Source organism: Aliiglaciecola sp. (assembly GCF_039982535.1).
Classification (GTDB): Bacteria; Pseudomonadota; Gammaproteobacteria; order Enterobacterales; family Alteromonadaceae; genus Aliiglaciecola.
The window spans coordinates 124677-138755 of sequence record NZ_JBDWYG010000038.1; the positions used below are offsets into that span (position 1 = coordinate 124677).

At 41.2% G+C, this 14079-nt stretch carries 12 protein-coding genes; 10 read left to right on the forward strand and 2 right to left on the reverse strand.

Translation table 11 applies throughout. The features are described 5' to 3' along the window. Nucleotides 1-30 precede the first annotated feature (30 nt). Nucleotides 31-636, reverse strand: a complete 606-nt coding sequence (locus tag ABJV04_RS09720; protein WP_348491329.1) for a TIGR04211 family SH3 domain-containing protein — start codon at nucleotides 634-636, stop codon at nucleotides 31-33. Nucleotides 637-792: 156 nt separating this feature from the next. Between ABJV04_RS09720 and ABJV04_RS09725 the strand changes: the two genes are divergently transcribed. The 4 genes from ABJV04_RS09725 (at nucleotide 793) to ABJV04_RS09740 (ending at nucleotide 6858) form a co-directional block, all read left to right on the forward strand. Next, nucleotides 793-2292 carry a CYTH domain-containing protein gene (locus tag ABJV04_RS09725; protein ID WP_348491330.1) on the forward strand — a complete coding sequence of 500 codons (1500 nt, stop codon included), beginning with the start codon at nucleotides 793-795 and terminating at the stop codon, nucleotides 2290-2292. A 7-nt stretch (nucleotides 2293-2299) separates the two neighbouring features. Then, a complete protein-coding gene (locus ABJV04_RS09730) occupies nucleotides 2300-3445 on the forward strand; it encodes a helix-turn-helix transcriptional regulator (protein WP_348491331.1) in 1146 nt (381 codons plus the stop codon). A 333-nt stretch (nucleotides 3446-3778) separates the two neighbouring features. After that, nucleotides 3779-5419 (forward strand): acetolactate synthase large subunit, encoded by a 1641-nt coding sequence (locus ABJV04_RS09735; protein WP_348491332.1) that lies wholly within the window; start codon nucleotides 3779-3781, stop codon nucleotides 5417-5419. A gap of 8 nt (nucleotides 5420-5427) precedes the next feature. Then, a complete protein-coding gene (locus tag ABJV04_RS09740) occupies nucleotides 5428-6858 on the forward strand; it encodes an aldehyde dehydrogenase family protein (RefSeq protein WP_348491333.1) in 1431 nt (476 codons plus the stop codon). Between the two features lie 55 nt (nucleotides 6859-6913). On the opposite strand, the gene mutH is transcribed toward ABJV04_RS09740, so the two are convergent. Next, the gene (mutH, locus tag ABJV04_RS09745) at nucleotides 6914-7594 is read right to left on the reverse strand and encodes a DNA mismatch repair endonuclease MutH (RefSeq protein ID WP_348491665.1); all 681 of its coding nucleotides are present in this window, start codon (nucleotides 7592-7594) and stop codon (nucleotides 6914-6916) included. 129 nt (nucleotides 7595-7723) lie between these two features. Here mutH and rppH point away from each other — a divergent pair, with 129 nt between their 5' ends. The 6 genes from rppH to ABJV04_RS09775 are packed head-to-tail and all read left to right on the forward strand — an operon-like array spanning nucleotide 7724 to nucleotide 14077. Further along, nucleotides 7724-8245, forward strand: a complete 522-nt coding sequence (rppH, locus tag ABJV04_RS09750; RefSeq protein ID WP_303471346.1) for an RNA pyrophosphohydrolase — start codon at nucleotides 7724-7726, stop codon at nucleotides 8243-8245. Between the two features lie 12 nt (nucleotides 8246-8257). Then, complete coding sequence (gene ptsP, locus ABJV04_RS09755) at nucleotides 8258-10546, forward strand: phosphoenolpyruvate--protein phosphotransferase (RefSeq protein ID WP_348491334.1); 2289 nt, start codon at nucleotides 8258-8260, stop codon at nucleotides 10544-10546. Beyond that, the gene (locus ABJV04_RS09760; RefSeq protein ID WP_348491335.1) at nucleotides 10547-11347 is read left to right on the forward strand and encodes a sulfite exporter TauE/SafE family protein; all 801 of its coding nucleotides are present in this window, start codon (nucleotides 10547-10549) and stop codon (nucleotides 11345-11347) included. Nucleotides 11348-11355: 8 nt separating this feature from the next. Beyond that, a complete protein-coding gene (lgt, locus tag ABJV04_RS09765) occupies nucleotides 11356-12186 on the forward strand; it encodes a prolipoprotein diacylglyceryl transferase (RefSeq protein ID WP_348491336.1) in 831 nt (276 codons plus the stop codon). A gap of 1 nt (nucleotide 12187) precedes the next feature. Further along, nucleotides 12188-13021, forward strand: coding sequence for a thymidylate synthase (locus ABJV04_RS09770; protein ID WP_348491337.1), 834 nt, complete (start codon nucleotides 12188-12190; stop codon nucleotides 13019-13021). A 12-nt stretch (nucleotides 13022-13033) separates the two neighbouring features. Then, nucleotides 13034-14077, forward strand: a complete 1044-nt coding sequence (locus ABJV04_RS09775) for a response regulator (protein ID WP_348491338.1) — start codon at nucleotides 13034-13036, stop codon at nucleotides 14075-14077. Nucleotides 14078-14079 lie beyond the last annotated feature (2 nt).

The window sequence follows — 14079 nt, forward strand, 5'->3', positions numbered from 1 at the left end:
ATTTAAGAAGTGCATTGCGCAACTTACAAATTACATCCATTGGTCACTGCGTTTACGCTTTTTCGGTAAATACGCAATAATGACACCCAGTAGAATACTGACTAAAGCAATAATACCGCCGCGGGTAAACCACTTCATTTGAGCACTTTGATCTAACATATCTAGTTCTCGTTGCAGCTTCTGAGTCTCTTTGGTTTGACTTTCTAAATCTTTAACTAACACTTTGTTTTGACTAGTTAAGTCGGAAAGTTGCTGGCTTAATAAATCATTAGATTTATTTAGTTGTGCAATTTGAGAGCTGTACTCTTTAACACTTTGTTGAAGTCCAGGAACGAGTTCGCGGATGCTTTGATCTCTGTTGACATATTGAGACTCAACCCAACCGGTACGTTGTTTATCATCAATTATTTCGATAAACCCAGTATCCTTATTCTCTTGTAAAACCGTGATACGAGTACCAGCTATAACTGATCCAAGGATGCGATAATTTCTACTCGGACCTGTATGCATAAATGCAGATAAGTCGTCTGTAATATATCGAATGTCGCCTGAGCCATCGTTTGGCTCTTGTTGTGCACTTACGTTGCTAATAGCCAACGTGAAAATAAATAAAATTGTGGTTGAAAGCTTGCCCATAATTCATCAATGTTAATACAAATTTAGACAAATGGTATGGCCTTGTATTCCCAAAGGCAAGTGAAGCTTTGATAGATTGCCTTAGTTTGTTGTTCGGAGTATTGTTTAGGCCATTGATTACCCGCTAATTTATCCTCTCATCGGACACGTGTTTTAATGGAAAAAGAAATTGAATTAAAGTTGTTGCTACCCAATGGTATTGACGAATCTGAGTTATTATCCGCCTTAGGGCAGTTTTCAGCGAATATTGAAACATCAGAATTTACGCTATTTAATCAATACTTTGATACACCAGAATGGTTGTTAAGTGCCAATAGTATTGGGTTACGTGTTCGCAGCAGTGAAAAAGGCATCGAACAGACCGTGAAAACCGCTGGTAAGAGTATTGGTGGTCTGCATCAACGTCCAGAATATAATGTTTCCATAGATTCATTGTCGCCTTCTTTGGAATTATTTGATCCTAGTATTTGGCCTCGGGATATAACGGTTGCTGAGTTACAAGAAAAAATTATTCCAATTTTTAATACCGACTTTAAAAGAAAAGCGTTTCTACTGAGGCTTTCTGATGGCACCGACGTTGAATTAGTTTTGGATAAAGGCACTGTTAGCACCACCGATAATAGTGCTGATATTTGTGAGATGGAGTTGGAGCTAAAAAATGGTGATGTTGCGGTGTTGTTCGATATTGCTGAAAAAATGGCAAGTTTGGCACCGAGCCAATTATGCAATTTAAGTAAAGCGGGTAGAGGCTTCACCCTGGCACGCAATGCTCTGGCGCCTGAACCGAAAAAAATCAGCAGTGTTAACTTATCAGACAGCGATAACTGTGAATCTGGTTTTATTAAAGGGTTAGGTTATGCATTGTCATTTTGGCAACAAGCAGAATATCGATATATGCAAACCAAAAAAGTGGCCGACTTAGTCGACATATATGTTGGATTGCGATTAACCCGTGATTGCGTGCGGCTGTATTCAAAACCCCTTAAGTGTAAAGCCATGGACGAACTCAGCCGAGGGCTCAATTTACGCTTAAATAAATGGGCTTGGATTGAACAATTAAAAAGTATTCGGGCCCTACGCTCAAAGCGAGGTATGTACAGCAAACGTTTATCTCAGCACGATGCATTAGTCAGCTATTTAAGAGGTTTGCAAGATGGCACCTTAAACTTATCTCGCCCTCATTATTTGATTACTCACCAAGACAATTCATTGTTACAGCTTCGTTTATCTCGACTTTTGGTGACTTGCCCGTGGCGAAAAAAATCCGAGGATTATACTAAGCCCTTAAAAGAGCACGTTGTTGCGGTTTTGCAAAAAAAGTGGCAAGGAGTGTTTGCTAGCATTAACTCAGATGTGTGCAGCATGGAAGACTATCTAAAGCATTACAAAGAGTTACTGAGTGCATTAAATACGGACTTGTTAGTAGGCGCATGTTTGGATAATCATCGACGTCAGCCATTTTTAGATCCATGGCAGGATGTTTTGGAGGGAATCCAAGAATTACGCAAGCTTAAAGTGTTTCAAACTAAGCTATTAGACTCTGATGTAGAAGATAAACCTGAACTTTTACAGTGGAGTGAGGTTAAGAAAAACAGTCTTCTGTCCGTTATAGAGTTAAGTAAAGAAGTTGCCACGTCTGTGGAAACATATTGGTGAACACATAATGGGTGAAATGAGTCTCTATCAAATCGCAATTAGCTCTATGCTAATAGGCTGGTTTATTGGGCTTATTTTGATCTGGGTTCGGTATGGGCAATTTCCCCACGCCAAATTGATATTGGTGGCTATCTTGCTGTGGCCATTATTGTTGTTAGATGAATGGTTAAAATTATCAGGCTACGAGTCCCAGTTGAGTTTTTTGGTTGGTACTTCACAGTTCTTCTCGGCCATTATTATTGCTTGTGTAGTGTTAAGTATTCGGCAATTAACAATCGCTAAGTTTGCCAACAATAATATCTTGTTTTTTATACCCTGTTTGTTGCTGATAGCTGGCCAAATACCACTTTGGCTAGAATCAAATGAGGTGAGGGTGGGGATGTTGTTTTCACCTCCAGTGGGTGATTTGCTGGTAAATTGGCCTTTTTACGCCACGTATTTATTCACAGCCATTGTTACCCTAAGTTTTGCGGTACATGCTGCTGAATACCTGGCTTCTTATCATTATTATTTGTCAGATCAAGTTGTTGATATCGATATTTTCGAAATGCGCTTCACTGCCAATGGCTGTTATATCCTCATGTTCACTTCATTTTTATCCATCTGCATTATTGGCTTGGCGGTGTTTGATTGGTTGCCAGCCATTGTGCATTGGCAGACTTTAGTGAATATGCTCAACGCCATTGGCTGTTTGTATATAATTTTACTTTTAGTTCAGAACCGAAAATATTCTCCCACTCCTTTCGCTTATTCTCAGATGGACAAAAAAAACTATTCCGAAGATCACCTCAGGTTTACCTTAAAACAAGCTGAAAAAGCCATCATTCAACATAAAGCTTATAAACGTAAAGGCCTTAGAATCAAGCAAGTAGCTGATGCTGCACATGTAGAACCAGCCGCTTTAGCCTTGGCTACTAGGTTTGTGCTGAATCGAAACTTTCGAGCCTTTGTTTATCATTACCGGCTAGAATATGCCAAGAAAGTACTTATGCGTACTGATCAAAAGGTGACTAGCGTGGCTAAACGCCTTGGATTCAATTCGGAAAAATATTTAAGCAATGTTTTTGTCAAATACATAGGTTTGATGAGTAAGCGCGATAAAAAGAAAAATGCTAAAGCGGTGAAAATGAGCTCCCCCAAAACGGCCAAATAATTGGCTTGCCAAGACGAGGTGTGGATTTTTTTTCTTTAATATAATTAAACGATTAAAGTAATCACTTTTAAACATTTAAGTTCAATGAGTACTCTGTGTACACTCAATCTAGTTTTTGAAAACAGTAACGAAAACTAACATTCAATAAGTTCTACTAGAAAATAACAAGTAGTTGTTTGAGGGCTAGTCGACTAGTGAAGTTGAGCACTCTCAAATCCTTAAAGCGTTAAATCTGAATAGTTGGAAATATCTAACATTTAGCTTGATGGGAATGATGGACTATCTTTAAAGGTTTATAGTAGTAGTTCTTGCCAATAATCTAATGGGAAAAATATGAAAGCATCAGATTTATTTGTACAAGCATTAGAAGCCGAAGGTGTCGAATATGTATTTGGTATCCCAGGTGAAGAAAACCTCGATTTATTAGAGTCTTTAAGAAAATCATCTATCAAGCTCATACTGACTAGACATGAACAAGGGGCTGGCTTTATGGCCGCAACCTATGGTCGTTTAACTGGGAAAGTTGGCGTTTGTTTGTCTACTTTAGGCCCAGGAGCAACTAACTTAGTTACCCCCGCAGCTTATGCGCAACTTGGTGCGATGCCAATGTTGATGATCACTGGTCAAAAACCAATTAAAACCAGTAAGCAAGGTCGTTTCCAAGTTATAGATGCTGTCGATATGATGCGTCCTTTGACTAAATACACTACCCAAGTGGTAAGTGGTGATCGAATTCCTTCTATTGTTCGTGAAGCATTTCGTTTAGCCCACGAAGAGCGTCCAGGTGCAGTACATATTGAATTGCCTGAAGATATTGCAGCGGAAAAAACCAATGCTCAGTTGATAGAAGCCAGCACCGTCAGACGTCCAATTGCGGAAGATAAGTCTATAAAACGTGCTGTTGATATGATTGAAGCAGCGAAGTCACCGGTGTTACTCATTGGTGCTGCTGCAAACCGTAAGCTAACTGCAAAAATGCTCAAAGAGTTCGTTGAAAAAACCGGTATTCCTTACATTACCACGCAAATGGGGAAAGGCGTTTTAGACGAAAGCGGCAAATTATTTATGGGTAATACCGCATTGTCTGATGGTGACTTTGTACATAGGGTTATTTCACGGGCTGATCTAATCATTAACGTTGGCCATGATGTCGTTGAAAAGCCGCCATTTTTCATGAGCAACGATGGTAAAAAAGTAATTCACGTGAACTTTGCCTCTGCCGCCGTCGATCCGGTTTACTTCCCGCAATTAGAAGTCGTGGGTGATATTGCCAATAGCATATGGCAAATCAAACAAAACATTACGCCATCGAATAATTGGAAACTTGATTTTTACAGTGATGTTCATGATGCCTACATTGCCCATCGCAAAGTGTCAGAAGATGATGACCGTTTTCCTATTTTGCCTGAACGTTTTGTGCGAGACATACGCAAAGCCATGCCAAAGGATGGCATTGTCACCTTAGACAATGGTGTGTATAAAATTTGGTTCGCACGAAATTATCCTGCCTATCTTCCAAATACGTTATTACTCGATAACGCTCTGGCAACCATGGGCGCTGGGCTACCTTCGGCAATGGCTGCTAAAATTGTGAATCCTGAAAAATCGGTCATTACAGTATGTGGTGATGGTGGTTTTATGATGAACAGTCAAGAAATGGAAACTGCAGTGCGTCTTAATCTGCATATAGTGGTGATTATTCTACGTGATGATGCATACGGCATGATTAAGTGGAAGCAAGCGCATATGTCGTTCGATAATTTTGGTTTGGATTATGGCAACCCTGACTTTGTTAAGTACGCACAAAGTTATGGCGCTAAAGGGTGGCGAATTAACTCAGCAGAAGAGTTGTTACCAAGAGTTGAGGCTTGTTTAGCAGAACCGGCAGTGCATCTCATCGATGTACCGGTTGATTATTCTTTGAATGACCAAACGTTGAATAAAACCATTCGCGAACTTAGCCAAAAACTATAGGAACAACTATGTTACAAAAAGCTTATCCTTATTACTTAGCGAATAAAGCAGTTTTTGCTAACCAAGATTTAGTCGTTACTAACAAATATACTGGCGAAGCTGCTACAACAGTAGCTATGGCAAAAGCTGACGTAATTGATCAAGCAATTGAAGCCGCAGAAAAAAGTCAGGCAGCGCTGACTGCAATGAAACCTTATGAACGCCAAGCAATATTGAACCATTGCGTAAAGCGTTTTGAAGAGCGCTTTGAAGAGCTAGCCTATGCGTTGTGTATTGAAGCGGGCAAGCCAATCAAAGATGCACGTGGTGAAGTGACGCGCTTAATTGATACTTTCAAAATTGCTGCTGAAGAGTCCGTCAGAATCACTGGCGAAGTGATGAATTTGGAAATTACACCCCGTGCCAAGGGGTATCAGGGGATGTACAAAAAGGTGCCTATCGGACCTTGTTCATTTATTTCCCCTTTTAATTTTCCACTAAACTTAGCGGCTCACAAAGTTGCGCCAGCATTGGCAGTTGGTTGTGCTTTTGTGCTTAAGCCAGCAAGCCGCACACCATTGGGCGCGCTGATTATAGGTGAAATTTTAGCTGAAACGGATTTGCCTGCCGGAGCCTTTTCAATTTTACCTTGTAGCCGTGATGGTGCAGACCTATTTACAACGGATGATAGATTTAAATTACTGAGTTTCACCGGCTCTCCTGATGTAGGCTGGGATCTAAAAGCTCGCGCGGGTAAAAAGCCGGTAATTCTAGAACTTGGTGGAAACGCAGGTTGTATTGTTGATCATGATACCGATTTAGATGATGCCATCGAGCGCATCGTGTTTGGGGCGTATTATCAATCTGGGCAGAGCTGTATTAGTGTGCAGCGTGTTTTGATACATGAATCCATCTATGCGGATTTCAAAAAGCGTTACGTCGAAAAAGTGTCAAACTTGGTACATGGTGATCCTTTAAGCGAAGACACCTTTATTGGTCCCATGATTTCCGAATCTGAAGCATCCCGTCTCGATGGTTGGATTGCTGAAGCGAAATCAAAAGGTGCTAGTGTGTTATGTGGTGGCGAACGTGATGGTGCTATGCTGCAAGCGACGGTAATGGAAAACGTACCTACGGATGCCAGTATTAATGCTGACGAGGCCTTTGGTCCAGTTTCCATCATTGCCCCTTTCAGTGATTACGATGAAGCCCTTGAGGAAATAAACAATAGTCAGTTTGGTTTGCAAGCTGGTGTGTTTACCCGAGATATCTATAAAGCCCATAAAGCTTGGGATGTTTTGGATGTTGGAGGTGTTGTCATTGGTGATGTACCTAGCTGGCGAGTAGACAATATGCCCTATGGTGGTGTTAAAGAGTCAGGCTTAGGTCGTGAAGGTATTCGTTATGCCATTGAAGACATGACAGAACTGCGTTTGATGGTGTTAAGAACCCCTCAATAGAGTGGACGGTAAATGAGCTGAAGGGCCTTTCATGGCCCTTTTTTATTTGCGAGGATTAGAAGTCAGAAAAAGCGTCTAGCAGTATTTGTTGGGTGAATTGCTTACGCAAGTAAAATCCTCTTGGTCTAGTTTGTACAATTGAACCTTGGCTCCCAATGGCATCGGTCAATGCTTTGCCGTTTGCTGCTTTGGGTCGAATTTGTAATGCTTGACCATGTTTTGCGGTGATTTTCTCTACTTCTCCCAATACAATCATATCCATTAGTTCTTCCCAATCCTGCTTGAGCACGGCCAGTTGGGCTTGGCTAGGTTGCCAAAGAACAGGGGTCGCGATTCTACGTTGTGCTGGTAAAAGTTCGCGATTACCTTCCACGGGCACCCACAAAACACAATTCAGTTTGTTTCTAACATTACTGTTTTCCCAAGTTACCCCTGAAACATTCAGCAAATGTGCAAAACAAACATAAGTCGTTTCTAAGGGCATGCCTTGTGAATCTATGGGTAAGGTTTTTAGTTCCACACCTAAATCGGGAAAATCTTGTTCAGGGTTGGATCCAGCGTGGGCACCTAAAAACAGTTCTAATAACTGCCCAGTCCAACCTTTTTCTCGTTTAAAATTGGCTGGAACTTGAATGTTTGCCCACTTAGCTAATTCGCCTAACGTTAGGCCAGCTAACGCCTGAGCTCGTGTAAGTAGCTCTTCAATTGTGCCGGGGGAAGTTGTTGCGGGTTTGATCAAATGTAACCTTTTCCTAATATTTTTTAATCGCCATTAAGTCAGTCGGCGATGATATTGCTTTGCTTGACCCTTAGTTTATGGAAGAATGGCAAAATATTAAAGAAATCAATCCCCCCGGGAGTCAAAGTGATTGATGCCGAAGGTTTCCGCGCGAATGTCGGTATAGTGATTTGCAATAGAATGGGGCAAGTATTTTGGGCAAAGCGCTATGGACAACATTCATGGCAGTTTCCACAAGGCGGAATAGATCAAGGTGAAACTGCTGAACAGGCTATGTATCGTGAGTTAAATGAGGAAGTTGGATTAAAACCAGAAAACGTTAAAATACTCGGAGTTACCAAAAATTGGGTCAGGTATAAATTACCTAAAAGATTGATTAGGCAAGGAACTAATCCAGTTTGTATTGGACAAAAGCAGAAGTGGTTTTTGTTGCAACTTGAATGCAAAGAGTCAGACGTAGATGTGTTGAGTTCAGGACATCCAGAGTTTGACGATTGGCGATGGGTAAGTTTTTGGTATCCAGTCAGAAACGTTGTGTCATTTAAACGAGATGTATATCGGCGCGTAATGAAAGAGTTCGTGTCTTTTGCCATGCCGATTTATACGAAAAACAATCAGTCTCAACGGAATCGTAGACGGCGGAGATAGTTTTTAACACCCATGATAACGAGCTTAAAACGGATAGTTCAGGAAGTTAGTAAAATCCCCGTGCTGGAGGAGGCTTTAAAGCACCTGACTAGCAGTATCAAAGGGGCGATTGGAGTTGACTCCTGCTCGGTTTATCTCGCAAATTACGAAAAACAACATTTTATGCTAATGGCCACCGACGGCCTCGACTCTGGCGCTGTTGGTAAGGTCGCAATCGGTTTTTCTGAGGGGCTGATTGGTTTAATCGGTCAGCGCGAAGAACCTTTAAATATCCTTGATGCCCAGTCTCATCCTCGTTACAAGCACTATCCTGAAGTTAAAGAAGAGAAATATCACGCATTTCTTGGCACTCCAATCATACATCAACGTAAAGTTTTGGGGGTATTAACCTTACAGCAGCAAAAAAAACGTCGTTTCAGTGAAGACGAAGAAGCGTTCTTAGTTACCTTATCTACCCAAATAGCATTAGAAATAGTACATGCCGAAACCCGTGGTTTCCTCTCTTTTGTGGATGACAATAACCGCGATAAATGGCAACGGAAAATTTCTGGTGTACCTGGTTCTGCTGGTTTGGGAATGGGAATTGGTTTTGTACCGCACTTTAAGGTCAGTTTGGCCAGCCATGTTGCGAAACGCTCTAAAAACAAAGACTTGGAAATTGCCCGCTATCGTGAAGCGGTGAATATTACTCGCGCGCAAGTAGAAGAGCTATCGAACCGAGTTGAAGGGCAGGTGCCTAGTGATGTCCAAGCTATTTTTCAAATTTACAGCCACCTTTTGGATGCCAATAGTCTCGGCCACGAAGTTGAAGGGCGAATCAAAGAGGGCTGGGATGCCGCCAGTTCACTAAAATATATTATTGAAAATTATATCCAACAGTTTCGCAATATGAGTGATCCTTATATGCAAGAGCGAGCTGTTGATATTGAAGATCTATCTAATCGCATACTTGCTAATATTTTAGGGACAGATAGTCCTGATCAGCGACCATTAGATGTGAATCAAAATGCCATTCTCGTCGCGGAAGAAGTAACAGCTCCAATGCTTGCTGAGTTTTCCACTATGAAGTTGTGCGGCATTATCTCCGTGCGAGGCTCTAGTAACTCACACGCCGCTATTTTGGCTCGAGCAATGGGCTTACCCGCCGTAATGGGCTTGTCTGATGCACCTCTATCTCTTTTGGATGGAAAAAAGCTATTAGTAGATGGTTACTCTGGTGAGGTAATTGTTTCACCATCGGAAAGTGTTCGCCAAGAATTTAACATTCTGGTGACGGAAGAGCAGGAACTTTCTGATCGTATTTTAGAAAAAGCGCATCTTCCTTCTGTGACAGAGGACGGTTATCCCGTGTCACTGTTCATTAATGCGGGTCTTTCGGCTGAGATGGAAAATACCAATTTCACCCATGGTGAAGGTGTCGGCTTATATCGGACAGAAGTGCCTTTTATGCTTAGAGAGCGTTTCCCTTCTGAACAAGAGCAGATGGACCTATATCGAGAGATGTTGGAGTCTGACCCGGATAAACCCATTACAATGCGTACCTTGGATGTAGGTGGTGATAAACCATTACCCTATTTTCCCATTAATGAAGAAAACCCCTTTTTGGGCTGGCGTGGTGTCAGGCTTACCCTTGATCATCCTGAAATTTTTCTAGTACAGATACGCGCTATGCTGCGGGCAAACATCGGCTTGGGTAATCTACAGATTATGTTACCTATGGTGACGTCAGTTTCTGAGGTTAACGAGTCTAAACGTTTAATTAAGCAGGCATATCATGAAGTTTCGGAAGAGATTTCAGATACCGGTAAAGTCCTTGAAATGCCGAAGATCGGGGTGATGTTGGAAGTTCCTGCTGTCATTTATCAAATTCCCCAATTGGCTAAAAAAGTCGATTTTTTCTCAGTGGGTAGCAACGATTTAACTCAGTATTTACTGGCAGTAGACCGCAATAATGCGCGTGTTTCAGGTTTGTATGACAGTTATCATCCGGCAGTTTTATCAGCACTTTTAAGTATTGTTAAACAGGCAAATGAACATAATGTCCCTATTACCGTTTGCGGCGAATTGGCCGGTGAACCAGGTGGGATAATTTTATTATTAGCCATGGGTTATAATAAGTTTAGTATGAATAGTCACAACTTATTAAAAATTAAGTGGGTTGTGAGAAGTGTCACCGTACAACAATCTAAATTATTATTGGATAGTGTTTTGAGCTGCGATGACCCTTGGGAAGTGCGTGAACAGGTAAATCAATATCTTGAATCAATAGGGTTGGGCGGTTTAGTTCGAGCAGGTATTTAATTGTCTGAAATACCAACTTTCTTTGCTGTTTATTTGTCGCTGGGTGCTATTGTTGGTTTTCTCGCGGGTTTGCTGGGTATTGGTGGTGGCTTAATTATCGTGCCCGTTTTGATGTATATATTTGAGCGTCATTTGGGGCTGCCTTTACAACATGCACTACCTATGGCTATTGCCACTTCTTTGTCGACTATTATTCTCACCGGTTTGTCTTCTACACTCTCCCACATTCGCTTGCGACATATAAATTCAAAGATTGTTATCTGGTGTGCACTTGGTATTATTCTCGGCGCTTTAGTTGGCCCTCAGATAGCGGTGAGAATTCCGGTACAAAGCTTAAAATTAATTTTCGCTTTTATGGTCTTATTCATTGCATTACAAATGATTTTTTTAAAACCCAAAAGTGTCAAAAGCTGTATTTCAAAGCCAATGTTAATGGGGATTGGCTGTGTGACTGGGATCATTTCTGCATTTATGGGGATTGGCGGTGGCGCTATTATGGTGCCCGCTTTAGTTTGGTTTCGGGTCGACATTAAACAAGCCATTGGCTGTGCTGCATTTTGCGGTATGGTGATTGCTATTTTTGGCTCGTTTAGCTTCGTTTTAGCAGGTTGGAATGTGCAAGGTTTACCAACAGCAGCATTTGGTTATATTTATTTACCGGCAGTATTGGGCATAGTGATGACCTCGATATTTACTGCCCAATTTGGGGCTAAAATTAGCCACCGTTTACATACACAACGTTTAAAGCAAATATTTGCCGCCTTCCTAGTGGTCGTTAGTTTGCAAATGTTTTTAGGATAATTGAAATTATGTCGCAAAGTTATTACACCCTCCCTGAAATTAATCCCGCCATATTCGATTTAGGATTTTTAAGTCCCAAGTGGTATGGAATGATGTATTTGGTTGGTTTTGTTGCGGCATGGTGGTTAGCGAATCGTCGCCTTGCCCGTACTGGCTGGAGCAAAGAGCAACTTAGCGATATGTTATTTTGGGGTTTCTTAGGGGTTATTCTCGGTGGCCGCATTGGTTATGTGTTGTTTTATCAGTTTGATCTATTTCTGGATAATCCACTGTACCTGTTTAAAATTAATGAAGGCGGCATGTCATTTCATGGCGGTTTGCTCGGTGTATTAACCGCATTATGGTTGAGTGCGCGACGCTTAAAAGTTCCTTTTTTGGTGGTGGGCGATTTTATCGCTCCCCTAGTTCCCATTGGACTTGGCGCTGGGCGAATAGGTAACTTTATCAATTCTGAATTATGGGGGCGCACAACAGACGTTCCATGGGCGATCATTTTCCCCAATGCCGGCAGTGAGCCGCGTCACCCTTCTCAGCTTTATGAATTTGCCCTAGAAGGGGTTTTGTTGTTTATTATTTTGTGGTTATATTCTAAGAAGCCACGTCCTATCGGTGCCGTTAGTGGTCTATTCTTGTTAGGGTATGGAAGTTTTAGATTTTTTGTGGAGTTTTTCCGTCAGTGGGATAGTCATTTGGACCTGTATTTAGGCTTTTTCAGCCGAGGTCAAATGTTATCATTACCGATGATTATCGCTGGCATTTTGATGGTTGTTTGGGCTTATAAGCAAAATGCAGTATATCAACCACAAAGTACTAAATTAAAAAAAGGTAAGAAAGTTTAAAATGCAGCAATATTTATCATTAATGCGTCATGTATTGGAAAATGGCAGCAAAAAAGAAGATCGAACCGGTACCGGTACTTTAAGTATATTTGGCTACCAAATGCGCTTCAATTTAGCTGACGGTTTCCCTTTAATCACCACAAAAAAATGTCACTTACGTTCAATAATCCACGAATTACTATGGTTTATTAAAGGTGAAACAAACATAGCGTACTTAAAGGATAATGGCGTTAGCATCTGGGACGAGTGGGCCACCGATGAAGGCGAACTTGGGCCTGTGTATGGTAAACAGTGGCGCAGTTGGCAAGGAACCGATGGGACTGTAGTTGATCAACTTAGCGAACTACTTGAGCAAATAAAACATAATCCTGATTCTCGTCGGTTATTGTTAAGTGCTTGGAATCCTACTGTATTACCAGATAGTAAATTATCACCCAAAGAGAATGCCAAGCATGGCAAACAAGCTCTACCACCATGCCATACTATGTTCCAGTTTTATGTGATTGATAATAAGTTGTCATGTCAGTTATACCAGCGCAGCGGAGACATTTTTTTAGGAGTTCCATTTAATATAGCAAGTTATGCTTTGTTAACTATGATGGTTGCCCAAGTCTGTGATTTGCAACTTGGCGATTTTATCCATACATTTGGCGACGCTCACCTATATACTAACCACTTAGAACAAGCTGAACTGCAATTATCTAGGGAACCGTTACCGCTGTCTAAAATGAAGTTAAATCCAGAGGTCAAAAGCCTGTTTGATTTCACAATTGATGACTTTGAATTAGTCGATTATCAATCTTATCCACATATCAAAGCACCGGTTGCAATCTGATGAGAACTTCGAGTGTCGATTAATATACTTATTTGTGACGACTCGGGTTTTGCGCGCAAGCAAATGGCTCGTGCGTTACCTCGTGGTTGGGATATAAGTTTAAGCTTTGCTGAAAACGGTGAACAAGGTATCGAGATGATCAAAGCTGGTAAAGCAGAGTTGGTCTTCTTAGATTTAAATATGCCTATCATGGATGGTTACCAAACCATGCAGGTTATCAAAGAACAAGACTTACCTACTTTAGTGATTGTGGTGTCCGGCGACGTACAACCTCAAGCCCGAGCTCGTATGAAGCAGATGGGCGCTTTAGATTTCATTAGTAAACCCGTCGACAATGAAAAACTCGCTACAATCTTGACTCAATATGGTCTTTATACTGAAAGTGACTTGCCGTCAGGCTCGAGCGCTAATCGCGATATAAACCCAGCTGCCATGCCAGCCCTTTCCCAGTCAAAACAATTTTCAATGGCGGAAAAGCTGGATGTTTATCGAGAAATGGCCAATGTTGCTATGGGACAAGCTGGTGAGAAGTTAGCACAATTACTAAACACATTTATTGATTTACCCATCCCTAACGTTAACTTAATTGAAACCACAGAATTGCACATGGCAATGGCCGAAATTAGTGATAATGAAAGTGTGTCAGCCATTTCCAAAGGCTTTATTAGCGCGGGTATTAGTGGCGAAGCTATAATGATGTTTAATGATTCAAACTTCGCTAATTTGGTCGAGCTGCTTAATTACAAACAAGTTGAGATCAACGAGTCTATCGAGTTAGAAGCGCTGATGGATGTGGCAAATATAGCTGTCAGTGCTTGTTTAACAGCCTTGTCAGAGCAATTAAATGTGACCTTTACCCACAACCATCCTATTATTTTGGGGCAGCATTGTGGATTAGGCGAACTGTTGAAAAATAATGTATCGAGATGGAATAGAGTGTTGGCAATTGAAATAGGTTATGAAATTAAAGCTAAATCTATAAACTTTGATTTACTCTTATTATTTCCAGATAAATCAATCGATCTTATGTTTGAAAAACTGGTAGAAGGTAACTGATA